The organism is Streptomyces sp. NPDC003042, from assembly GCF_053591315.1.
In genome coordinates this window covers 1-22,767 of sequence record NZ_JBSFTP010000071.1, presented here as the reverse complement: position 1 = coordinate 22,767, position 22,767 = coordinate 1, and the positions used below count along the sequence as shown (strand labels likewise).

The window sequence follows — 22,767 nt, the reverse complement described above, 5'->3', positions numbered from 1 at the left end:
GTGGTGCGGGTGTCGTTAGGCGCTCGGGGTTGACTCGGGGGCGAAGGGATGACGGAATGCGGCAGTTTCCTCTGGAAATGCACCACGTGGCGCCGGGGCGAGTGGTCGAGTGGCAGTTGCGGTCCACGGCGGCGCCCGCGACGCGGGACCGGGACCGGGGTGAAGCGGCGGGCAGAAGGGCATCTTTCAACCAGGACAAGCACTTCACCGTCGCCGAGGAGAGCCGCGCGGCCGACGACCCGGTCGCGTCCTGGCTCGCCGTCACCTTCGAGGTCGAGGGGGCGCTCGACGAACCGGCCCTCGCCGAGGCGCTGCTGGTCTTCGTCCGGCGGCACGAGGTGCTGCGGTGCGAGTTCCGCCGACTGGCCGGCGAGCTGGCGTGCGAGCCGCTCGCGGGCGAGCAACTCGCCCTGGAGGCCCGCGACGTGGCCACCTTCGACTCCGCGGAACTGCTGCGCGGCTTCCTCGTCGAGCGGTTCAAGCGCAGCATCGACACGCTGTCGTGGCCGCTGTTCACCATGGGCGCCGTACTGCGCCGGGACTCCGCGACCGTGTATCTCGCCTTCGACCACATCGTCTGCGACGGCATGTCGATGCCGATCGTCGTCAACGAGGTGCTGAGCGCCTACGAGGCCCTGCGGCGCGGCGAGGAGCCGGCGCTGACGCCCGCGCCCAGCTACCTCGACTTCGCCGAGGAACAGCGCCGCCGCTACCTCTCCATCGACGCCGGTGACGACCGCCTGGACTACTGGAAGTCCTTCGTCGGGCGCAACGGCGAGTTCTTCCCCCGCTTCCCGCTCGACCTGGGCGTGGAGCCCGGCCGGATGTACCCGATCGTCAACGAGGCGTCCTCGCTGCTGGACGCCGGCGAGGCCGAGGTGTTCGAGAAGGCCTGCCTGGAGGTCGGCGCGAAGCCGTTCATGGGGGTGCTCGGCTCCGTCGGCGTGTGCCTGCGCGAGGCCGGCGGCCCGGGTGTCTACCGAGGGTTCATGCCGGTCAGCGAGCGCGGGCGCGGCGTCTGGACCAACTCGGTGGGGTGGTTCGTCAACACCATGCCGATCGAGTTCGACGCCTCGCCCGGCAAGGACTTCACCGAGGTGATGGCCTCGGTCCGGGCCGGGTTCGGCGAGATGATCGGCCACATCGACGTGCCGTTCGTCAGGGCGTGGGAGCTGCTGGCGCCCGAGGAGTTCGCCGCCCGCTCCTGGCCGTACCCGGTGAACTTCTTCTCGTACATCGACATGCGCCGGTGCGAGGGCGCCGACCGCCACGTCGACTGGCGGCCCGCCACCCACGTGTGGTCGGCGCGCGCCAACGGGGCCTGCTCGTGGTTCCAGCGGGACGCGGACGGGCTGCACATGAACTCCCTCTACGTGGACACCCCGGCCGCCCGCCGCACGATGGGCGACTTCCAGGAGGCGCTGCGGCGGACGGTGCGCGACATCGCCCGCTCGGGTGGCTTCCGCCGGCCCGTCGCGCTCCCGGCCCCGCGTCGGCCGCAGCCGCGGGCGGCTCACGCACAGGCCTGAACTCCCTGAGTTCAGCGGGCTGCGGCGCGGCGTGGCAGCAGGTCCCGCTCGCGGGCATCGCGGGTGAGGAAGGTGGTCGCGTCCAGGCTGCCACCCGGGGCGCACCGGGCGGTCTCCCGGGGTCCCCGCGACGCTTCCTTACTCGCGAGTAGGATCGCGGCCTCAGGTCACTCGAGAGGACTCCCGATGCCCCGTACCCCTTCCTCCCCCCTGCTGCTCGCCGGCCTCCTGGCCGGGGCGGCCGTGGCCCACGCGGTCGCGCCGGAGAAGTTCGACGCGATCGTCCCCCGCTCCCTGCCCGGCAACCCGCGCCAGTGGACGTACGCGAGCGGCGTGGCCGAGCTGGCGCTCGCCGCCGGGATCGCCCACCCGCGCACCCGCCGGATGGCGGCGCTGGCGACGGCGGCGTTCTTCGTCGGTGTCTTCCCGGCGAACGTGAAGATGGCCGCCGACTCGCGGCGCGGCTCCCCCACCGTGCGGGCGGTGTCCTACGCGCGACTGCCGCTCCAGGTCCCGCTGGTGCTGTGGGCCCGCGAGGTGAGCCGCCGCGCCACCACGGGCTGAGCCGTCACGGGCTGTCCCCCGACCAGTCCCAGTGGTCCGGGCCGGACGGGCGGCGGCGGTAGTGGGCGCGGCCTCCCGGCCCGTAGCGCCCTATCTCCGTGGGGAGGCGTGCCTCTTCGGCCAGTTGGCGAGGGCTCCAGCCGGTGACGTCGAGGAGGAGACCGTCGAGGGGACCGCCCACGAGCTCGCCGTACACGTGGCCCGGGCGGGGGCCCGGGTCGGGGTCTTCGTGGTCGGCGCCGTAGACCCGGCGCCGCAGCATCCTGTCGTCCATGACCCCAGCTTCACAGGCCCCACTGACAACGAGGCGGCCCGGGCCACCGCGCTACCGCCTAAGGGCTGTCCCGTAATCCCCGGTGGATCAGCGCACGGCGTCAGATGCGGTGCATCTCCCCCAGCTACCGCTGGGAGGTGCCCCCGAGCGGAGGGGCGTCCTCATACTGGGCATATTCGGGCGCTCCGACAACGCGGCGAGGTGCCGTAGCTGTCGTCGTGCGCCCGCCGGGGATTACGGGACAGCCCTTAGGCTGGCGGTCACGGCAGACGCGACACGAGGAGCACCACCCATGGCCCGTCGGGTACACCGGCCACTGGAGGACCAGGAATTCGACTTCATCGTCGGCATGACGCAGGGCCCGGTCCTCGCCTACTTCATCGGTACGTGGCCCAAGGCCGTGGAGGCCTGCCGGACGATGGACAGCCTCGTCGCGGAACTGGCCGAGGAGTACGGGGACCGGCTGACCGCCGTCCGTACCGACATCACCCGCTGCCCCGGTCCGACCCGGCGCTACGAGGTGACCGGCGCCCCGACCGTCGTCCTCCTCAAGTCCGGCGAGGCCGTCGCGAGCCGGTCCGGGCCGCTGACCCGCGAGGAGTTCCGGGAGTTCCTGGACGCCGCCCTCTGAGAGGACCCCTGCGGGTGAACTCGGGCAGGCTGGCCGAAAGTGGCATAGGTGGGATAGGTGCCTCAGGCATGTAATGGAGTCCGGCACGACGGAACCATCGCCTGCGAGGTGTCGCTTTCATGTCCGAGACCAAGTCCGAGGCCATCGCCTTCCCCCAGGACCGAACCTGCCCCTACCACCCGCCGGCCGCCTACGAGCCCCTCCGGGAGGGCCGGCCCCTCTCCCGGGTGACCCTCTTCGACGGCCGCTCCGTATGGGTGGTCACCGGCCACGCCGAGGCGCGGGCCCTGCTCTGCGACGGCCGGCTCTCCGCCGACCGGCAGAACGACGCCTTCCCCATCCCCAGCCGGCGGTTCAAGGGGCTTCAAAAACGCCGCACGGCCCTCATCGGGGTCGACGACCCCGAGCACAACGCGCAGCGCCGGATGCTGATCCCCGCCTTCACGCTGAAGCGGACGGCCGCCCTGCGCCCGCGGATCCGCCGGACGGTGGACCGGCTGATCGACGAGATGGTGGCCCTGGGCTCCGAGGCCGAGCTGGTCAGCGCCTTCGCGCTGCCGGTGCCGTCCATCGTGATCTGCGACCTGCTCGGAGTCCCGTACGAGGACCACGAGTTCTTCGAGGGGCAGTCGCGCCGACTGCTGCGCGGCCCCGAACTGGCCGATGTCGAGGACGCGCGCCGCCGGCTCGACGCCTATCTGGAGGACCTGATCCGGCGCAAGCGCGCCGATCCGGGTGACGGCCTGCTGGACGAGCTCATCGCCCAGCGCCTGGAGAGCGGCGAGACCGATGTCGGGGAACTGGTCGCGCTGGCGGTGATCCTGCTGGTCGCGGGCCACGAGACGACGGCGAACATGATCTCGCTCGGCACCTTCACCCTGCTGCGCCATCCGGAGCGGCTGGCCGAGCTGCGGGCCGATCCCTCGCTGATGTCCGAGGCGGTGGAGGAGCTGATGCGGTTCCTGTCGATCGCCGACGGCCTGCTGCGGGTGGCCACGGAGGACATCGAGATCGGCGGGGTCACGATCCGCCCGGACGACGGGGTGATCTTCTCCACCTCCGTCGTCAACCGCGACTCGTCGGTGTTCGAGGAGCCCGACGCGCTGAACTGGCACCGGCCGACCCGCCACCACCTGGCCTTCGGCTTCGGCATCCACCAGTGCCTCGGCCAGAACCTGGCCCGTGCGGAGATGGAGATCGCGCTCGGGACTCTGTTCGAACGACTGCCCGGCCTGCGGCTGGCCGCCGAGCCGGACGGGATCCCCTTCAAGCCCGGAGACACCATCCAGGGCATGGTCGAACTCCCCGTGGCCTGGTGAGCGGCATGCGGATCTCCGTCGACCACGCGGTGTGCATCGGCGCCGGGCAGTGCGCGCTGACCGCGCCGGAGGTGTTCACCCAGGACGACGACGGCTTCAGCGAGGTGCTGCCGGGGCGGGAGGACGGCCACGGCAGTGCGCTCGTACGGGAGGCGGCGCGGGCGTGCCCGGTCTCGGCGATCTCCTTCCGCGAGGACTGAGGGCGGCGTACGTCCTGGCGCTGGAGATGTTCCTGTGGCAGCGCCCTTCGACGCGGACACCGCCCGCCGCACCGCCCCGCTCGCCGCGTGAGCCCCCAGGACCCCCGGCCCGCCCGCTGCTCGCCGAGTGCGGCGCGGGCCGGGGGCTGGCCGAGGTGATCGTCTCGGCCGTGGCCCGCCGGGCCCGCGTCGGCCGCGCCACCTTCTGCCTGCACTACGAGGACCTCGCCGCGCTCGCCGTCGACGCCTGCGCCGATGTCGTGCACGCCGCAATCGACGCCCTGCTCCTGCCGGGCGGCGCCGGCCCGCTCGGCGGGGCCCGCCGAGCGCGCGGACCGGATCCGGAGGGCTGCTCGTGGCCCTGCTCCGCGCCGGAGCCCCCACCGGATCACCGGCGGGGGCTCCTTCCTTTCGCGCTCCGGACTCGTGAAGCGGCTCTAGCGGGTGGTCACCCGCTCAGCCTGAGGGCCCTTGGGGCCTTGCGTGACCTCGTACTCGACCTTCGCGCCCTCGGCCAGTTCCCTGAAGCCGGCGGACTCGATGGCGGAGTAGTGCACGAACACATCGGGGCCGCCGTCGTCCTGCTGGATGAAGCCGAACCCCTTCTCCGAGTTGAACCACTTCACGGTGCCAGTTGCCATCAGTGCTGATCCTTCTCAACGTTCCACGCGGGCCGCACATGCGGCCGTCTCGATACTGCCCACCCGTCACCCGGACCACACCCCAGGCGCGGCCAATCGAGGTAAATCGGACATTCGACCGCCCCCGTCCGCCCCGGGAAGGGGCCCGCGCCGTTCGGTCTCCGCCATGCGGGGGCCGCATGATTCTCCCGGTGGGAACAGGCAGCAGTAGGCTCGAAGCACGCTGAGTCATGGGGTGAACACCTCAGGACCGCCCACCGGCAGTCCGACCCCGGCCGGCCGGCGCCGGGTGCGGGTGGCGGCCATCCGGCCCAGGTCCGGTCCGGGGAGCTGGATCCCGTGGCCCGGTAGGGGCCGATGGTAAAATGGCCCGGAAACTTGCGGCGCGGGGCGCTTTGCCCGGTGCGGACGTGTGGACGTGCGGACGTGTACGACGAGCCGGGGCCCGTACCGAGCGGTACGGGCCCCGGCTCGTCGCCGTTCGGCGCCCCCGTTCCCCGTCTCCCGGTCTGCGTTCCGCGTCCGTTCTCCTCACGAAAGGTTCTGCATGAAGAACCCGTCAGCTCATGGGCGCTTCGGCATCAAGGCCGGAGCCAAGGCAGGCACGAAGCCGGGTGCCCGGTCCGGCGGCAAGAGCCCCGGCAAGACGCCCCGGACGCTCGGGCCGCAGGGCGAGTTCGCCATGCCCCGGACGGGCACCCCGGCGCTGCCCCCGGTGACCTCGTTCGACGAGCTGGACCTGCCCCTTGAGCTGGTGAGCACGATGGCCGCCCAGGAGGTCCGGGAGCCGTTCCCGATCCAGGCCGCCACGCTCCCGAACTCCCTCGCGGGCCGCGACATCCTCGGCCGCGGCCGCACCGGCTCCGGCAAGACCCTCGCCTTCGGCCTCGCCCTGCTGGCGCGCACGGCGGGACAGCAGGCGGACCCGAAGCGGCCGCTGGCGCTGGTCCTCGTACCGACGCGCGAGCTGGCGCAGCAGGTGACCGAGGCGCTGGAGCCGTACGCGCGTGCCCTGAAGCTGCGGATGGCCACCGTCGTCGGCGGGCTGTCGATCGGCCGCCAGTCGGGCGCGCTGCGCACCGGCGTGGAGGTCGTCGTCGCCACGCCCGGCCGGCTCAGCGACCTGGTCGGACGGCGTGACGTGCACCTGGAGCGCGTGAAGATCACGGTGCTGGACGAGGCCGACCAGATGTGCGACCTGGGGTTCATGCCGCAGGTCACCGAGATCCTGGACCAGGTGCACCACGCCGGTCAGCGGATGCTGTTCTCGGCCACCCTCGACCGCAACGTCGACCAGCTGGTGCGCCGCTACCTGAAGGACCCGGTCTCGCACTCCGTGGACCCGCAGTCGGCCTCGGTCGGCACGATGGACCACCACGTGCTGCACATCCACGCGGCGGACAAGATCTCCACGGCGACCGAGATCGCGGCCCGCGAGGGCCGGGTGCTGATGTTCCTCGACACCAAGCACGGCGTCGACCAGTTCGTGAAGCACCTGCGGGCCATGGGCGTACGGGCGGAGGGCCTGCACAGCGGGAAGTCCCAGCCGCAGCGCACCCGGACCCTCGCGCAGTTCAAGGACGGCCTGATCACGGTCCTGGTCGCCACCAACGTCGCCGCGCGCGGCATCCACATCGACGACCTCGACCTCGTGGTCAACGTGGACCCGCCGGCCGACAGCAAGGACTACCTGCACCGGGGCGGTCGCACCGCCCGGGCCGGTGAGTCCGGCAAGGTCGTCACCCTGGTCGCCCCCAACCAGCGGCGTGACATCGTGCGCCTGATGGCCGACGCGAAGATCCGGCCCACCATCACCCAGGTGCGCTCCGGCGAAGCGGCACTGAGCCGGATCACCGGCGCCAGGGCCCCGTCCGGCGTCCCGCTCGCGGGAGCCGCGCCGACCGACGCCAAGGGGCGGCCGAGCGGTTCGGACCTCGGTTTCCGCGGCATGGGCACGCGGCCGGGCCGGCCGGGCAAGGCCAAGGAGTCGCGCAAGACCATCGAGGCACGGCAGGCCGCCGAGGCCCGCCGAGCGGCCCGGGTCCGCAGGGGCCTGTGACGGCACGGCGCCGGCCCCGCAGCGGGGCCGGCGCCGTGCCGCAGCCGGTGGAGGTCAGGCCCGGCGGCGCCTGCGGGCGACGATCGCGCGGGTGACGAGCGGCGGCAGCAGATCCTTGGCCAGCCTGCGCCACCCCGCACCGCGCCGGACCACGGTGGTGCGCGGGGCGGCCGCCGGCGCAGCGGCGGCGGGCCCGGCAGGTTCGGCCGGCTCGCGCAGCGGCTTCGGGGCGGGCGGCGCGGCCACGCCCTCGTCACCGATGCGCACGAGCGGGTGGCCCGCCACGATGTCCACGCCGTGCCACAGGTCGCCGCGGCCCTCCAGCCAGCTGAGCAGCGCCGCCTGGTGGGGCGCGGGGTCGCCCCAGGTCGCGTACAGCTTCGAGGCCGACACGGCGATGACGTGCAGGTCGCCGGTGGCCACCGCGGCCCATACGGCGGCGGCGACACCCGGGCAGTGCTCGGAGCGGTAGTCGTCGAAGGCGATCACCGCGTCCGGGGTGGCGAGGATGCGGGAGGAAGCGATGTCCTGGACGACGTGCTCGTGGAGGTGGGACGCGTCCACGTGGATGAAGCGGCAGCTCGCGGGCCGCACCCGGTCGCCCACGACCGAGGTCGGAGCCTGGATCAGGGTCGGCAGCGCCTCGTGGAAGGCAAGGTAGTTCGCCTCGAACGCGCGGCGCGTGAGGGTGGGGTACGAGCCCCGCATCTCCGCGAGGTTGAAGTCGTCGGGCGGGGGCGAATCGAAGAGGTCGCAAATGGTGAACTCCTCGCCGTCCCGCAGATATCCGGCGAGGAAGATCGCACTCTTGCCCAGGAACGCGCCCAGTTCCAGGATGTCGCCCGGCGATCCGGCGTCGCTGTTCTGGCGGGTCAGGAACCAGTCGAAGAGCACCTGGTCATACGCCGAGAACCAGCCCTTGACCTCGTCGTACGTGCTGGGCGTGGGCGGTGCGGGCTCGACGTCGGGGGTGGTGACGGGAGCCTGTGAAACGTGCGACACGGAGAGTCATCCTCCAGCGGGGTGGCATCGGTTCAACGCTGAGACCTGGCCAGGTAAGCCGACCATAAGCCCCCGAACGGGTTGTGACGAGCCCTTGTGGGAGTTGGCCTTCCAATTGGCCGGTCAGGTCCGCGCGACGCCGTACGTCCGTACGTCCGCTCAGAGCGTGGCGCGCCTGCGCAGGCGCTGGGCGGCGGTATTGCGCACGCGGCGGGTCCGGGCGGAGTCCGCGAGCAGGGCCAGTGCCTCGTACGAGACCGGCGACTGGGCGGCGGCCGTGCGCTGGCACCAGTCCGAGGCGGCCACGAGCTCCGCGGCCGACCACTCCCCGCCCGCGGCGACCGCCTTCAGCAGGATCCACTCGCGCAGCCGCCGGGCCGGGAAGGCGCGGCCGTCGAGTACGGCGTGCAGGGCGCGGGCCCAGGCGGAGAACTCCTCGGCGGCCAGGAGTCGTACGGCCCGGCGGTCGAGGTGGGTGACCACGGCGCTCTCGGCCATGACCGGGTCGGGGTCGCGCAGCACCGCGGCCACCGCCTCGGCCTCGCCGGCCGCCCTCGCCGCTCCCGCCGCGGCCGCCAGCCGGTCGAGGTGCCCGGCGTAGCGCCAGCGGTCGGGCGCGGCCGTCGCCGGGCCGCCCCCCGGCGCCTGCCTCGTCTGGTGCTCATGTCTCCCCATACCGCTCATTCCACACGACCGGTGTGAAGGGGCGGCGCCCAGGGTCCCGCCAGGCGGGGCGGTGCGGTGGGATGTGCCCCCTCACACCTGCTCGAAGTGGAAGGACTTGATGAAGCAGTCCCGGGGCTGGCCGACGGCGAAGAAGACGCAGTCCACCAGCGACTGGGCGGTCAGGGGGTCCTTCGCGGTGCGCGGGGCGCTGTCCCAGACGTCCGAGAGCGGGTCGTGGTTGTCGAAGTCCGGCGGGTAGAGGGAGATCACGCGCACGCCCTGGTCGCGCAGGCGGCGGGAGAGGATCTCGGTGAATCCGGCCTGGGCGCTCTTGGCGGCGTAGAAGGCGTCGTGCGCGTCGGAGCGGTGGTGGCCGGCGTCTCCGCAGCCGGAGACCATGGTCACGATGTCCGGCTTGGCCGACTTCAGGAGCAGCGGGAGGAAGGCCTTGGTCACCAGGACGGTGCCGGTGGCGCCGGAGGCGAGGGTGTCGACGACGTCCTCGTCGGAAGCGGACAGCAGATCCGTTCCGTGCTGGTAGCGGGAGCCGTTGTTGATCAGGACGTCGATGTGGTCGGTGCGGGCGGCGACCGCCTCGGCGAACTCTCGTACGGACGCAGGGTCGGTGAGGTCGCAGGCGAAGGCGTGGACCCGGTCCGCGTCGAGGCCTTGCGCGCGGATCTCCTCGCGGACCCGTTCGGCGGCTTCGAGGGTCCGGGCGGAGAGGTAGATCTCGGCGCCCCGTCCGGCGAAGCGGAGGGCGAGGGTCCGACCGAAGTCCCGTCCCGCGGCGGTGATCACGACGCGGTGGTGTTCAAATGCCATGGCTGCGCTCCTGATTGGTGGTCTATACACAGGATCTCAGGCGAGGCGCACGGCTGTTCGGGCGGGGCAGCCCTCCGGCTCCACCGGCGGACTCTCTGCCGGCCGGTCGGCGCCGGTCAGTCCGGCGTCGGTTCCTCTCGCTGCTCGGGCAGCGGCGCCCCCGTCTCCAGCAGGGTCTTCAGGCTGGAGGCGAGCATCGGCCAGGCGCGGGAGCACATGCCGAGGAGCGTGCCGCCGGGCGCGAATCCCTCGTGGTGGATGGTCAGCCGCGTGAGGGTGTCACCGACCGGATCGATCTCGTACGTGACCCGCGTGCGCGGTTCGCGCGCCAGCTCGGCCCGCAGCTCCTCGTCGATCCCGGCGGAGGCGGCCCACTGCGGGGTGAAGGTGTGCCAGGTGTAGGAGAGCCTGCGGTCCGGGACACAGTCCAGGACCACCTGGGCGGGGTCACTGGTACGCGACCCCCGCTCGACCCAGGCCATCGGCGAGCCCACGGCCCAGTCCGTCTCGAAACTGAGGCCCCAGTACCGCCGGGTGAGGGCCGGCTCGGTGAGGGCCTGCCAGACCCGGTCCGGGTCGGCCTGGATGTACAGGGTGTAGTGGATCTCGCTGTCGCTCATGGCCCCATGCTGCGGGACCGGTCGCCGTCAACCCCGGATTGGCCAGGCCGCCGTTGATGCCGGCCGCCGGGGGCGTCACCAGCGGATGCCCGGTTCGGGGAGTTCCGTGGGCGGGATGCGGGGCGGGGCGGGCAGGCAGAGGCGGGCGCGGGCCGCGTGCACCGCCGTGAGCTCGTGCCGGCCGGCGGGGCCCCAGTCGCTGAGCTCGCGGACCTGCTCGGGGGTGGCGAGCAGCCGGGCGTACGCCGGATCCGCGGCCGGGGCGACCGCGGTGAGGCGGGCCGCCGTACGGGCCAGGGCGCCGTGGTCCGCGTACCGGTAGCCGAGCGCGAGCGCCCCGACGGCCGGCGCGGCCTGCGCGGGCGGCAGGTGCGCGGCGCCGGTGGCGCGGGCGACGAGCAGCAGGACCCGGCCGTCGGGGGCGAACAGCCAGCCGGAGTGTTCCCGCACGGGCAGGTGGCCGGGGACGGGGCCCGGGATCCAGGTGCCGTGCTGCGGGGTGCGGCGGGTACGCAGGACGCCGAGCCGGTCGAGCGCGGTGGGGGTGGTGGGGCGGCCGTCCTCCAGCAGGGCGGGTCCGGCGCCGTTGACGCGGGCGCGCAGGGCGGACAGGGCGCGGCGGGCGTCTCCCGGCTCCATGAGGGCGGGCAGGTCTGCGGGCTCGGCGAAGTCGATGCCGGTGATCTCCTGCGCGGGCAGGCGGACCGACTCGATCCGGTCCCGGTTCCAGGTGCCGCCGTCGTAGACGTGCAGGATCTCGCCGGGGAACCGCATCTCGGGCGGGAAGCCGGGGGCGTCGGCGGGGATCCAGTCCACGGCGAGGCCGCGCGGGTAGTGGCCGTCGACGCCGAGTTCCTCGCGCATCTCGCGGGCCGCGGCGGCGGCGGGCGCCTCCCCCGCGTCGACCGCGCCGCCGGGCAGCAGCCGGTCGGGCCGGTAGTCGACCGTCTGGACGAGCACCCGGCCGTCGGAGTCGGTGACGAGGACGACCGCCCCGGTCCAGAGCGCGGCGCGCGAGGCGCCGTACTCGGCCGGTGTCATCCAGGTGCCCGCCCGTCCGGAATCGTCGGTCAGTTGCGGCATCGGAACTCCGTTCACCGTGGGTGGGCCCGCCGGCTGTGCAACAGCGGGCACGGTCGGCGGGTTACGGCGCCCGCCGGGCACAACTCCTTGATCCGCTTTACCCTCCCTATACCTGCTTATGACCGGGTTACGTGGATCTTGGTACCTTCTGTGATACGGACTGGTGGCGTGGAAGCCGCCGGTCCGACCATGTGACCGGCCGGAGGAGAGACCACGACGATGCGACGCGCACCCCGTACAGCGACCGCCACGGCCACCGGCAAGCGGTGGACCGCCCCAGTGGTCGCCGGTGCGGCGGGCGGCGCCGCTGCCCTGGCCTTCGGCGGGCTGTACGCCGCCGGGCTGCTCCTGGCCGGAGAGGACGTCGCCGCGGGCACCAAGGTGCACGGCGTCGACATAGGCGGGATGAGCCGGGCGCAGGCCCGCCAGGCCCTGGCCCGGGAGCTCGGACCGGCCACGCAGGCCCCGCTCGGCCTGCGCATAGGCGATCGCACCGAGCAGGCCGCGCCGGGTGCTCTCGGGTTGTCCGTGGACACGGCCGCGACCGTCGACCGCGCCGCCCGCACCGGCTCCGACCCGCTGACGGTGATCGGCCGACTCTTCACCTCCGGCGACCCGGACGTGCGGCCGGTGGTCCGGTTCGACGAGAAGACCGCCCGCGACGCCCTCGACGGCATATCCCAGAAGACCGGACAGGAGGCCCGCGAAGGCTCCGTCGCCTTCGAGAAGGGCAGGGCGAAGCTCTCGCCCCCGGTCACCGGCATCGCCCTCGACATCGACCGCTCCCTGGACACGCTGCGCGCCGCCTACCTCACTCCCGGCAGGACCTCGGGCTCCAAGGGCTTCGGCGTCTCCGGCACCTCCGTCGAGTTGCCGGTGCTGCGGACGGAGCCGCGCGTCGGACCGCGGGAGACGAACCGGGCCATGAAGGAGTTCGCCGAGCCGGCCATGTCGGCTCCGGTGACCCTCACCGTCGCCGGTGAGCGAATATCCGTCGCGCCGGCCGTCTTCGGCAGGCACCTGACGATGAAGGACGACGGCCAGGGCCGGCTGGTGCCGCGCCTGGACGAGAAGGCCCTGTTCACCGATCCCGCGCTCAGCGCGCCGCTGCGCCGGGCCACCCCGGGGCCGGTCGAGGCGGAGCTGCGGACCGACGACGGCGGGCAGGTCGTGGTCGCCGAGGACGGCCGGGCGGGCCGCGAGATCACCGCCGAGGCGCTGGGCAAGGCCGTGTTCCCCCTGCTGACCGGCGAGGGCGCGGCGGCCCGTACGGGCGGGGTCGCGACCGAGACGGTCCAGCCCCGGCTCACCCGGGAGTCGGTCCGGCGGCTCGGCATCAAGGAGCGGGTGTCCTCGTTCACCGTGCCGTTCGAGCAGGCCGCGTACCGGACGACGAACATAGGCCGGGCCGCCGAGCTGATCAACGGCTCGCTGGTCCTTCCCGGGGATACGTGGAGCTTCAACAAGCGGGTCGGCGAGCGGACGAAGGAGAACGGCTTCGTCGAGGGCATCATGATCAACAACGGCCAGTACCAGAAGTCGCCGGGCGGCGGTGTCTCGGCCGTCGCGACCACCGTCTTCAACGCGATGTTCTTCGCCGGCGTCAAGCCCCTGGAGTACGGGGCCCACTCCTTCTACATCGAGCGCTACCCGGAGGGCCGCGAGGCCACCGTCGCTTGGGGAAGCCTCGACCTGCGCTTCGCCAACGACTCGGGCAAGGCCCTGTACATCCAGGCCGAAGCCACCGAAACATCCGTCACCATCACCTTCCTCGGGACGAAGAAGTACGACGAGGTCAAGGCCGTGAAGGGCCCCCGCACCAACGTCAAGCAGCCCGCCGAGCGCGTCGGCAGCGGCCCCGAGTGCGTGCCGCAGACGCCGCTGGAGGGATTCGACGTGGCCGTGGACCGCATCTTCGTCAAGGGCGGCCAGGAGGTGAAGCGCGAGACGATGAAGACCCGCTACACCCCGCGCGACACCGTCACCTGCAACGAGACTCCCGCTCCGGCCGCTTCCCCGCTCCCTCACCCGTCCGGGTGAGCGGGGCCCCTGCCGGGGTCCGGTACGGCAGGGTGGGCGGATGCAGTCGTACCGGGCTCTGCCCCTGTCCCTGATCCTCGCCGCCCTGATGCTGGCGGCCACCACCGGGTGCGTGACCGTCCGGCCGCCGGGGCCCGCGCAAGCGCCCCGGCTGGAGCCGGCCGGTCCCGGAACGCAGCCACGGCAACCGGCGGTGGAGGCCGGTCCGTTGGGGCCGCTGCCCGGGGATCCGCCCCCGACGGCGGGCCCGGGACCCGGATCACCACCGGCTCCGCCGCCGGCCGACAGCAGGCGCCCCGAGCCCCGCCGGGCCGCGCCGCTGCCCGCCGCTCCCCGCCAGGCCGCCGACCGGCCGCAGCGCCGCGCCGTCGCCCCCCAGCCGGCGCGCCGGGCCCCGGCCGCGAAGTCCCGGGGGCGGGAGCAGCCCGTACGCACCCCGGTCCGGCCCGCGCCGCAGCGCACGTACGACATGGCAGCCCTGTGCGAGGCGGCCCGGGGCACGGTGCACCCGTCCATCGTCGCCCTGTGCCGCTGAGGCTCCCGGCGAGGGTTAATGGGGTGGAGTGGTCCGGTCTGGATTACCTACAGTGACCGGGCACCCCGTCGCCGAGCTGGAGCCGATCATGCGCACGCACTACCCCCGTACGGCGCATCTGCCCTGGTCCCCCGGCGCCACGGCCGATGACGTACGGGCCTCGGGTCCATCGGCGCTGGCCGGGCGGGAGGTGGTCGTCACCGAGAAGCTCGACGGGGAGAACACCACCCTGTACGCCGACGGCCTCCACGCACGCTCCCTCGACTCCGGACACCACCCCTCGCGAGCCTGGGTCAAGGGCCTCCAGGGCCGGATCGGCGCCGGGATTCCGGCCGGCACGCGCGTGTGCGGCGAGAACCTCTACGCCCGCCACTCCCTGGCCTACGAGGATCTCGACAGCTGGTTCTACGGCTTCTCGGTGTGGGACGGCGACCACTGCCTCGGCTGGGACCGGACCGTACGCTTCCTGCGCCGGCTCGGCGTCCCCGCCCCGCGCGTCCTGTGGCGCGGGATCTACGACGAGAGGGCGCTGCGCAAGCTGCGGCTGGACACCACCCGCCAGGAGGGCTACGTCGTACGGACGACGGCGGGCTTCGAGCGCGCGGACTTCGGGCGGTACGTGGCCAAGTGGGTCCGCGGCGGCCACGTGCGGACCGACACCCACTGGATGTACGCGCCGGTCGTCGCGAACGGGCTCGGGCCGGGTGCGCCGCTGTGGGCGGTCCGCTCCGGCTCCGCGCCGGACGTCGCCGGGCTGCTGGGCGCACTCGGAACGCCTGGGCCGGATCCGCGGACCACACCAGAAGCGGAGAACGCCGTCGCCGAGGTCGCCGCACGGCTCGACGGGGCGGGTCGGACCGGGGAAGCCCGGCTGACCGGGATCCTGGCCGCCGCGCTGCACCGCGAGCCCCGGGCCGCACTCGCGGCGCGGCTGGGCGCGGGACCGCTCGGGATGCGGACGGCCCGGCGGGTGGCGGACCTGGTCGGGCTGTACCCGGCCCTGCGCCGGCCGTTCCCGGACGCGGAGCGGCGGGCCGGGCTGGTCCGGATCGCGTCGGCAGCCGACCTCGGGGTGCTGCACGCGCTGGCGTCGGAGCTGCCGGGGGGCAGCGCGGACGACACGGACGCCACCGAGGCGCGGGAGTGCGTGGAGTGGTCCGCGCTGTACGCCGAGGAGGCGGGGCTGCTCGGCGCGGACCCGCTGGAGCCGCTGCGCACCGGGCTCCGCGAGGCGCTCGGGGCCATCGGCGGGCTGGACGAGGACGCGGCCGACCGATGCTGGGCCGAGGCCCGCGAAGCCTTCGGCCGGGGCGGGATCTCCACCGCCGAGGAGGCGGTGGCCGCGACCTGGCGCTGGCGGGACGCGAAGTCCTTCCCTCGGCTGGTGCAGTTGTGCGGGCCCTCGGGCAGCGGCAAGAGCACCTGGGCGCGGAGCCTGCCGGGCGTCGACGCGTACGTGGGGCTCGACGAGCTGCGCGCCGCCCGGGGTTCGCGCGCCGACCAGCGGGCCAATCCGGAGGTGCTGCGCGAGGGCCTGGACCGGCTGGACCGCGCACTGGCCGCCGGTGGCACGGTCGTGTGGGACGCCACCTCCCTGACCCAGCAGCAGCGCGGCCTCGCCGGGGCGGTCGCACGGCGCCGCGACGCGCTGGTCACGCACGCGGTGGTCATCGTCGAGGAGGCCGAGCTGGTGCGGCGCAACGCCGTGCGCCCGCATCCCGTACCGGCGCCCGTCCTGACGGCGCAGCTACGCCGGTTCAGCCCGCCGTATCCGGGCCAGGCACACCGGACCTGGTACATCGGCGCGAGCGGCGCCGTCGAGGACACGGCCGGCGGCCTGGCGCCGTACGACGAGGCGGAGGACGTCTGATGCGTACCAGTGAGGAGCTCTACCACCAGGTCCGCTGGGATCCCCGCTTCGATCCGGCGCGGTTCACCTTCGGTCTGCTCCAGCGCGGCGCCGCCCCCAAGCGGATCCCGCTGCCCTCCTTCGTACCCGGGGGCGACATCCCGTGGCACCGGGTGCTGTTCGTCGAGGCGGACGGCGAGCTGGTGTGGGACCGGGCCACCGGTGTGGACCGGATCGACACCACGCGGGCCGGACGGGTACGCGACCAACGGCTGCTGGGCTCCCCCTTCTTCACCGCCCGGACCCCGCACGCGTGGGACCCGTCGGGCGTCGGCGCGTGGCGGCCGGTGCAGGCCGGGCCGGTCGCCCAGGGCCCGGCGAGCGTGCGGCTGCTGACCTGGAACACGCTGTGGGACCGCTACGACGCCGCGCGCATCTCCACCGCCCGGCGCAGGCCGATGCTGCTGGCCGAGCTGGCCGCGGCCGACGCCGATGTGATCGCGCTCCAGGAAGTCGAACCGGCGCTGCTGTCCCTGCTGATGGCCGCGCCGTGGGTACGGGCCGAGTACACCCTGGGCACCGATCCGGACGGCGCCGACGTGGTCGACAGCGGGCTGCTCATCCTGAGCCGGCTGCCGGTGCGGGAGGCGGGGGCGCACCGGCTGGGCCCGCACAAGGCGGTCACCGCCGTCACCGTGGACACGGCCGCCGGGCCGCTGGTCGTCGCCGCGACACACCTGACCAGCGACCACACCGAGAACGGCGCCGACCTGCGGGCGGGCGAACTGGTGCGCCTCGCCGACGGGCTGAGCGGCGTCGACGCCGGGCTCGCGCTGCTCGGCGACTTCAACGACGGCCGCTCCGGGGCCGGGGGACCTGCCGCCGCGCTGGGGATGCGGGACGCGTGGAACGACGTACACGGCGCGGCGGACGACACGCCGACCTTTGATCCCGGCGCCAATCCGCTGGCCGCGGTGGGTTCGCTGTCGGGGCGGGCGGGCCGCCTCGACCGGATCCTGCTGCGGTCCTCCACCGCGTGGGTAGCGGCCGCGGCGCTGCGGGGCGACTCGCCCGCGCCGGACGGGCTGTTCATCTCCGACCACTTCGGGGTGGAGGCCACGGTGGACTTCGGTGAGCGGGGTGACGGGCGGGGCGGACGGGCGCTGATCGGCGTACCGGCGACCGCGCGGACGGCGGTGGCGTGGCCGGCGCCGTCCGACCCCGACATCGCGGACCTGCGCCGGGAACACGACCCGCAGGTGGACCGCTGGCCGGCGCACGTCAACCTGGTCTTCGGCTTCGTACCGGAGTCCTCCTTCGAGGAAGCGCTGCCGCTGCTGGCCGAAGTGGCGGCCGGGAAGCGGCCGTTCACCGCCCGGCTGGAAGGAGTGCACAGCTTCGGGCACCGCGAGGACGCGACCCTGTGGCTGGACCCGGCGGCGGGCGAAGGCGGTGACGCGCCGTGGCAGGAGCTGCGGCGGGCGCTGGTGGAGCGGTTCCCCGGCTGCGCGGGGCGCGGCGGCTCCGCGGGGTCCACGGGGGATACGGAGGATACGGGGTACACCCCGCACCTGACGCTGGGGCGGAGCCGGGATCCGCAGCGGGCGCTGCGCGCGTGCGCGGCTCGGCTCGGGGGCGGGCGTACGGCGCGGGTCCGGCAGCTCGCGGTGCTGTCCCGGCGTGGGGACGGAGGGCCGATGGAGGTCCGGGCGACCGTGGACCTCGGGACGGGCGAGGTGCGGTGGACGCGGGAGGGCTCGCCCACGGCCGCGTACCTGTCGGCCGCGCGGGATGAGGCGCTGCGGCCCGCCGGGCCGATCGTGGAGCGGATCGCGGCGGCGCTGGGTGACGGCGCGGTGGTGCGGGTCGCCGGGTCGCGCGCGATGGGCTGCGCGCCGCCGTGGGCGGACCTGGACCTGGTGGCGGCGCTGCCGGGGGAACCGGGCATCTCCTGGGTACGGGAGCGGGTGGCGGCGGCGCTGCCGGAGGCCGGGCGGCTGCGGGTGGTGACGGGCGCGCGGGTGCCGGGGCTGCGGTTGCGGCTCGGCCGGCGGGACGTGGACCTGGTGGTGGTCGCCACCGGCGCGCTGGACCCGGCGCGGGCGGTGGCGCGGCGGGCGGAGCTGGGCGAGGCCGCCGCCGTGGCGCTGAGCGCGCTCGACGACGCGGATGCGGTACGGGAGTCCGTGGGCGCGGAGCATGCCGCGTTCGCCCGGCTGGCGCTGGAGGTGAAGGCCTGGGCGCGGGCCCGGGGTCTGGACGCGGCGCCGTTCGGCGGCCTGCCGGGGCTGGCCTGGGCGGTGCTGGCGGCGCGGACCGTCCAGGACGCCGTGGACCTGTCCCCCGCGTCCCTGCGGCGGGAGTTCTTCGGGACGTGGGCCGCCTGGGACTGGACGGAGCCGGTGAGCCTGGCGCCGTCCGGCCCGGTCCGCGCCGAACCGGACCCGGTCACCGTGCTGACCCCCTCGGAGCCGGTCCGCAGTTGCACCGCCCAGGTGGGTCCCGGCATGCGGGATCTGCTGGTGCGCGAGCTGTACGCGGCGTGGGAGCTGCTGGAGGAGGACCCGGACGCCATGGACCGGGTGCTGGACGCCCCGCCGCTGCACCGCCGGCACGCGGCGTGGGCGGTGGTCACCGTACGGGCGGACACGGAGCCGGAGTTCGAGGAGAACCTGGGCCGGGCCCGGGGCCGCCTGCGCGCGCTGCTGGGCGCGCTCGCCGCGGCCGGCGTCGCGGACGCCCATGCCTGGCCCCGGCCCTTCGAGCTGACCGGCACGCTGGCCCGCTACGGCATCGGCCTGGGCGCCACCCCGCCCGACGCGGCCCGGCTGGCCGGCCTCACGGCCCCTTGGTCCGCCGGCCTCCCGGGGGTCGAGGTGACGTGGGCCGCCAACGGTGAGGTGCCGGACCTGGCCTGAGCGGGCCGGGGCCGGCGGGGCGATCCCGTCCCGCCGCGCGCGGCCGGCGGCCGAGAGGATCACCGCATGGGTTCCCGCCGACGGGCCCATGCCGCGTAGGCGCCCCGGGCAGGTCCGCGCCGCGCGGCAGCCCGGACCGTCCCTTGCGCACCGACCGGTGATCACAGGGCTTTCCGCAGCGGCCCGTGCCGAGGTCGCGCGCGTCGAGCAGAGCCGCACATACCTCTGGCCGGATGTGACGGCCGACGCCGTCAGCCCTGTGTCGAGGCGGCGGGCTCGCGCGCTCCGCCGCCTCGTCGACGTACTCGACGACCTCTACTGACCGCGGTCCGTTGCCGGGCCGGGCGGCGCGGGTGGGAGTCTGCTCAGACCTCGATGACGATCTTGCCCGCCGTGTGGCCGGTCTGGCTGAGGGCGAAGGCTGCCGCCAGTTCGCCGAGCGGGAAGGTCTCTGCGACGGTGACCGTCAGCTCTCCGGCGTCGGCGAGGCGGCCGAGGGCGGCGAGGTCGTCGCCGGACGGGCGGACCCACATCCACTCGCCGCCGGAACCGACCACGGTCGGGTCGGCGACGGAGGCGTGTCGGCCGTCGTCGTGCAGCACGTCGCGGGTGACGTCCAGGACGCCGCCGACGAAGTCGGCGACGACGGTGGCGCCCTCGGGGGCGAGGGCGAGGACACGGTCCTTGAGGCCGTCCCCGTACGCGACGGGTTCGCAGCCGAGCGCCCGCAGCCGGTCGTGGTTGCGCGGGGAGGCGGTGCCGATGACCCGGGCTCCGAGCGAGCGGGCGATCTGCACGCCGAAGGAGCCGACGCCGCCCGCCGCGCCGTGCACGAGGACGGTGTCGTCCTTGCCGGTGCCGAGGCGGGTCAGCAGCTGATAGGCGGTCAGTCCGGCCAGTGGCAGGCCGGCCGCCTGCCGCCAGTCGAGGGAGGCGGGCTTGTGCGCGAGGGCCCGTACGGGCACGGACACGAACTCGGCGAAGGTGCCGCCGTGCACGTAGTCCTTACGGGCGTACGCCATGACCTCGTCCCCGACCGCGAACTCGGGGGTGTCGATGCCGACGCGCTCGACGGTGCCGGCCACGTCCCAGCCCGGGACCACCGGATACATGACGTCCATCATGCCGTCGAGCCCGCCCGCCATGATCTTCCAGTCGACGGGATTGACGGAGGCGCACCGGACCCGGACCAGCACTTCGGCCGGTGCGACCTTGGGCATCGGCAGCCGGCGCTCGGAGAGCACGTCCGTTCCGCCGTACGTCTCGTACGCCATCGCCCGCATGGTGTTCCCGGTGTCCTGCGGCATGTACACGCCCTCTCCGTGAGCCCTGCTGTGACCTCTTCCTCATCCCACCACGACAGCCCGTGTCCGCCCCGGGAGGCGGGGCGGACACGGCGCGCCGGACCTCACTCGTACTCCGTGCCGCCCTTGCGCGTCAGATAGGCCGGGCTGACCGCCTTGGCGATGGCCCGGCCGCCGACCACCGGGCTGTACCGCTCGGCCACCGGCCGGATGACGACTCCCTCGCGCAGGTGCAGGCTCCGCCCCGAGACGCCCTCCCGGCCGCTCGCCAGCTCCAGGACCGTCTCCAGGGCATAGGGGCCTTCGAACAGCCTTGGTACGAGGGGAAGTTCACCGTCCGGGAGCACCTCGGCCGGATTCAGCCAGCGCACGTGACCGTCGATCTCGGCGGACACGTCGTAGACGGCGTAGCCGGGCGGCGCGTCGGCCACGGACGCCTTCGCTCCGTACGGCAGGTCCTGCACCCCGGCCCCGTAGACCTCCGCGAAGATCCCGATCCGGCTCGCGCCCAGCCGCTCGGCGAGCCGGGCGGCGGCCTGCGGCACGCCGTGGCCGCGTACGGCGCGCCAGTACAGGTTGCGCTCGTCCTCCTGGAGGGCCAGGCCCTTGGACCCGAAGCCCTTGGACGAGACGAACACCCGCTGCTCCTCGACGAGATACGTCATCAGGCAGGCGGTGCCGTGGAGCTTCTCGGTCAGGACCACGGGCTCGCCCGGCTCGAAGATCTGCGGGTAGCGCTGGAGGTTCTCGATGTCCACCCACGGCAGCAGTTCGGGGGCCGACTCGACGTCGCCGCTCATGCTCGTGGGGATGGGCGGCGACCACTTGACGATGCCGAGCGACTCCGCGAAGTCGGCGCCCTCCTTGGCCGCCAGGGCGAGATCGACCCCGTCCAGCGCGCGAGGCCGGCACACCAGGCCCTGGGAGAGTTCGCCGCGCAGCCGGACGGCCCTGACCCGGTCGCCGGCGCTGCCGGCCAGCCGGCCCGTCAGGCCCAGCTCCTCGATCAAGGCGGTCGGCAGTACGGCCTGTTCGGGTATGTACAGCGCGAAGTCGCCGGTGCGGTAGGCGCCCTTGGCGACGACGGCCCGGTAGAGGCCGACCTGCGCGAGTTCCAGCGCGTCGGCGTTCGGGTGGTCGTGGACGGTCAGTTCTTCGACGGTGACACGCAGGGTGGCCATGGTGCGGCTCCTCGGACTTCGTGGACGGGGAGTGGTACCGGATCACTGTCGTGGCTGCTATTTACGCTGGTCCAGCGCATTTTCCGGTGGTATTGCACGCAGGAGGCCCACATGTCACATCGCCGGGTCACGGTCGTCACCGGAGCAGCCCGCGGCGTCGCGGAGCTCCGGCGGCCGGTGACGAGCGGGGCTCAGCCGAAGGCCGCCCGCGTCGCCGGGCCGTAGACGCCTCGGGGGTCGCCCTTGATGTCCCGGTCCCGCTGGAGCTGTGCGACGCCGCGGCGGGTCTGCTCGTCGTAGACCCCCGTCGCCGAGACGTACGTGAACCCCTGCCCGTAGAGCCGCTCCTGGAGGGTGCGCACCTCGGGCCCACTGTCCCCGAAGCGCAGCGTCCCGGACGTCTTCGCCAGTGGCTTCGCGGCGGACCGGCTCGCCTCCGGGGCCGCGGCGTTCTCGGACGCGGAAGCGGAGACCGAGGGCGAGGGCGAGGCGGACACCGAAGCGGAGACGGAGGGCCGCGCCGAGGGTCTTGCCGTGGGCTCGGCGTCCCCCGCGCCCGGGCTGCGGGCGGGCAGTTGCGGCACGGACAGGCCGGGGGGCAGCGCGGACCGCGTGGGCTCCGGTTCGGGCTCCTCCAGCACGGCCACCAGCGTGCCCGCCGTGGCCAGCACGAGCAGGGCCAGCGCCACGAGCGCCGCGGCCGGCAGCCGGCCCTCGCGCCGGTGCCGGGCGCTGACGGTCACGGCGACGGTCACCGACGGGCCGGCGCCGCTCTGCCGGGCGGCGCCATCGGGCAGCGGCGGGTACGGAGTCGGATCCAGCGGCCAGGCGGGGCTCGTCCGGTGGTAGGGGTCGTCGGGAACGATCCCGCCCTCGTGGGGATGTTGGGACACGGTCGTCTCCCGACTGGGGGTGTCTTGGCCGTCCGGCCGGTCAAGACCGTGCCTGAAGTGCAGCTCGTACGGTGGTTCTCGACCGGACTCTTTCGTCCGCGACCACTCCGGTCAAGCCGTGCGCCCGGTTCACCCCATTCATCCGTTGTGTTCGGCATCCGCGACCCCGGCTCAGCGCTCGGGGCGGCGTCACCCGCAGGCGTGAGCCGCGGGCCCCCGGCGCGCCGGGACTACGGCATGGTGGTCGGATGCAGTCACGCCGGGCCGCTCTGCCCCTCTCCCTCCTCGCGCTCCTCGCGAGCGCCGGCTGTGTCTCCGCCGGGCCGCAGGCCCCCGTCCCGGGCCCCTCGCGTGGTTCCATGCCGCCCCACGGCACTCCCGACGCGCCGGACGCCTCCGACGGGCACCGCGCGGCCGACCGCCGGCCGGTCCAGCCGCTGCCGCTGCCCCTGGGCGAGGTGCCGGAACCCGAACCGACCCCGACGCCCCCACCGGCCGCGCCCCCGCGCAAGACCCGCCCGGCCGCCGAGCCTTCCGCGAAGCCCGCTCCGTCCCGGCGCCTGCGGGCGCTGATCGACACCGAGAAGCTCGACGCGTGCGGCTCGCTCCAGCAGATCTTCAGCGGCGGCGAGGC

At 74.1% G+C, this 22,767-nt stretch carries 20 protein-coding genes and 1 pseudogene; 11 read left to right on the top strand and 10 right to left on the bottom strand.

Annotated elements, in window-relative coordinates; translation table 11 throughout:
- Positions 1–56: 56 nt before the first annotated feature.
- Both ACWDYJ_RS28040 and ACWDYJ_RS28035 read left to right on the top strand, forming a co-directional pair.
- Positions 57–1,529 carry a condensation domain-containing protein gene (locus tag ACWDYJ_RS28040; RefSeq protein ID WP_451568373.1) on the top strand — a complete coding sequence of 491 codons (1,473 nt, stop codon included), beginning with the start codon at positions 57–59 and terminating at the stop codon, positions 1,527–1,529.
- A 186-nt stretch (positions 1,530–1,715) separates the two neighbouring features.
- On the top strand, positions 1,716–2,093 hold the full coding sequence (locus ACWDYJ_RS28035) for a DoxX family protein (RefSeq protein ID WP_451568372.1): 378 nt from the start codon (positions 1,716–1,718) through the stop codon (positions 2,091–2,093).
- A 4-nt stretch (positions 2,094–2,097) separates the two neighbouring features.
- Here ACWDYJ_RS28035 and ACWDYJ_RS28030 read toward each other — a convergent pair whose 3' ends face one another.
- Positions 2,098–2,367 (bottom strand): hypothetical protein, encoded by a 270-nt coding sequence (locus tag ACWDYJ_RS28030; protein ID WP_451568371.1) that lies wholly within the window; start codon positions 2,365–2,367, stop codon positions 2,098–2,100.
- A 292-nt stretch (positions 2,368–2,659) separates the two neighbouring features.
- On the opposite strand from ACWDYJ_RS28030, the gene ACWDYJ_RS28025 reads away from it, so the two are divergent.
- The 3 genes from ACWDYJ_RS28025 (at position 2,660) to ACWDYJ_RS28015 (ending at position 4,517) form a co-directional block, all read left to right on the top strand.
- Positions 2,660–2,998, top strand: a complete 339-nt coding sequence (locus ACWDYJ_RS28025; protein WP_451568370.1) for a thioredoxin family protein — start codon at positions 2,660–2,662, stop codon at positions 2,996–2,998.
- Positions 2,999–3,117: 119 nt separating this feature from the next.
- On the top strand, positions 3,118–4,317 hold the full coding sequence (locus ACWDYJ_RS28020) for a cytochrome P450 (protein WP_451568369.1): 1,200 nt from the start codon (positions 3,118–3,120) through the stop codon (positions 4,315–4,317).
- A gap of 5 nt (positions 4,318–4,322) precedes the next feature.
- Complete coding sequence (locus tag ACWDYJ_RS28015) at positions 4,323–4,517, top strand: ferredoxin (protein WP_451568368.1); 195 nt, start codon at positions 4,323–4,325, stop codon at positions 4,515–4,517.
- A gap of 437 nt (positions 4,518–4,954) precedes the next feature.
- Here ACWDYJ_RS28015 and ACWDYJ_RS28010 read toward each other — a convergent pair whose 3' ends face one another.
- Complete coding sequence (locus tag ACWDYJ_RS28010) at positions 4,955–5,158, bottom strand: cold-shock protein (RefSeq protein ID WP_451568367.1); 204 nt, start codon at positions 5,156–5,158, stop codon at positions 4,955–4,957.
- Positions 5,159–5,705: 547 nt separating this feature from the next.
- Here ACWDYJ_RS28010 and ACWDYJ_RS28005 point away from each other — a divergent pair.
- Positions 5,706–7,217: a DEAD/DEAH box helicase gene (locus ACWDYJ_RS28005; RefSeq protein ID WP_451568366.1), complete on the top strand. Its 1,512-nt coding sequence runs from the start codon at positions 5,706–5,708 to the stop codon at positions 7,215–7,217.
- Positions 7,218–7,271: 54 nt separating this feature from the next.
- Here the strand turns inward: ACWDYJ_RS28005 and ACWDYJ_RS28000 are convergent, their stop codons facing one another.
- The 5 genes from ACWDYJ_RS28000 to ACWDYJ_RS27980 form a co-directional block, all read right to left on the bottom strand.
- Positions 7,272–8,219 (bottom strand): class I SAM-dependent methyltransferase, encoded by a 948-nt coding sequence (locus ACWDYJ_RS28000; RefSeq protein WP_451568365.1) that lies wholly within the window; start codon positions 8,217–8,219, stop codon positions 7,272–7,274.
- A 159-nt stretch (positions 8,220–8,378) separates the two neighbouring features.
- Positions 8,379–8,894, bottom strand: a complete 516-nt coding sequence (locus ACWDYJ_RS27995) for a hypothetical protein (protein WP_451568364.1) — start codon at positions 8,892–8,894, stop codon at positions 8,379–8,381.
- Between the two features lie 81 nt (positions 8,895–8,975).
- Positions 8,976–9,710: an SDR family oxidoreductase gene (locus ACWDYJ_RS27990; protein WP_451568363.1), complete on the bottom strand. Its 735-nt coding sequence runs from the start codon at positions 9,708–9,710 to the stop codon at positions 8,976–8,978.
- A gap of 116 nt (positions 9,711–9,826) precedes the next feature.
- Entirely contained in the window at positions 9,827–10,330 is a 504-nt protein-coding gene (locus ACWDYJ_RS27985; RefSeq protein ID WP_451568362.1) for an SRPBCC family protein, read from the bottom strand.
- Positions 10,331–10,405: 75 nt separating this feature from the next.
- Positions 10,406–11,413 (bottom strand): NUDIX domain-containing protein, encoded by a 1,008-nt coding sequence (locus ACWDYJ_RS27980; RefSeq protein WP_451568361.1) that lies wholly within the window; start codon positions 11,411–11,413, stop codon positions 10,406–10,408.
- Positions 11,414–11,632: 219 nt separating this feature from the next.
- Here ACWDYJ_RS27980 and ACWDYJ_RS27975 point away from each other — a divergent pair, with 219 nt between their 5' ends.
- The 4 genes from ACWDYJ_RS27975 (at position 11,633) to ACWDYJ_RS27960 (ending at position 18,755) form a co-directional block, all read left to right on the top strand.
- A complete protein-coding gene (locus tag ACWDYJ_RS27975) occupies positions 11,633–13,453 on the top strand; it encodes a VanW family protein (RefSeq protein WP_451568360.1) in 1,821 nt (606 codons plus the stop codon).
- Between the two features lie 40 nt (positions 13,454–13,493).
- On the top strand, positions 13,494–13,988 hold the full coding sequence (locus ACWDYJ_RS27970; RefSeq protein WP_451568359.1) for a hypothetical protein: 495 nt from the start codon (positions 13,494–13,496) through the stop codon (positions 13,986–13,988).
- A gap of 88 nt (positions 13,989–14,076) precedes the next feature.
- Positions 14,077–15,858, top strand: a complete 1,782-nt coding sequence (locus tag ACWDYJ_RS27965) for an RNA ligase family protein (RefSeq protein ID WP_451568388.1) — start codon at positions 14,077–14,079, stop codon at positions 15,856–15,858.
- Positions 15,858–18,755: a poly(A) polymerase gene (locus ACWDYJ_RS27960; protein WP_451568358.1), complete on the top strand. Its 2,898-nt coding sequence runs from the start codon at positions 15,858–15,860 to the stop codon at positions 18,753–18,755. Before ACWDYJ_RS27965 ends, ACWDYJ_RS27960 begins: the two co-directional genes overlap by 1 nt.
- Positions 18,756–19,120: 365 nt before the next feature.
- Here ACWDYJ_RS27960 and ACWDYJ_RS27955 read toward each other — a convergent pair whose 3' ends face one another.
- From ACWDYJ_RS27955 to ACWDYJ_RS27945, 3 genes are all read right to left on the bottom strand, one after another.
- Positions 19,121–20,038 carry an NADP-dependent oxidoreductase gene (locus ACWDYJ_RS27955; protein ID WP_451568387.1) on the bottom strand — a complete coding sequence of 306 codons (918 nt, stop codon included), beginning with the start codon at positions 20,036–20,038 and terminating at the stop codon, positions 19,121–19,123.
- A gap of 125 nt (positions 20,039–20,163) precedes the next feature.
- Positions 20,164–21,240: an RNA ligase (ATP) gene (locus tag ACWDYJ_RS27950; RefSeq protein ID WP_451568357.1), complete on the bottom strand. Its 1,077-nt coding sequence runs from the start codon at positions 21,238–21,240 to the stop codon at positions 20,164–20,166.
- A gap of 191 nt (positions 21,241–21,431) precedes the next feature.
- Entirely contained in the window at positions 21,432–22,133 is a 702-nt protein-coding gene (locus ACWDYJ_RS27945; RefSeq protein WP_451568356.1) for a peptidoglycan-binding domain-containing protein, read from the bottom strand.
- 248 nt (positions 22,134–22,381) lie between these two features.
- Here ACWDYJ_RS27945 and ACWDYJ_RS27940 point away from each other — a divergent pair.
- Positions 22,382–22,767: pseudogene (locus ACWDYJ_RS27940) on the top strand (hypothetical protein); the annotation flags it as partial.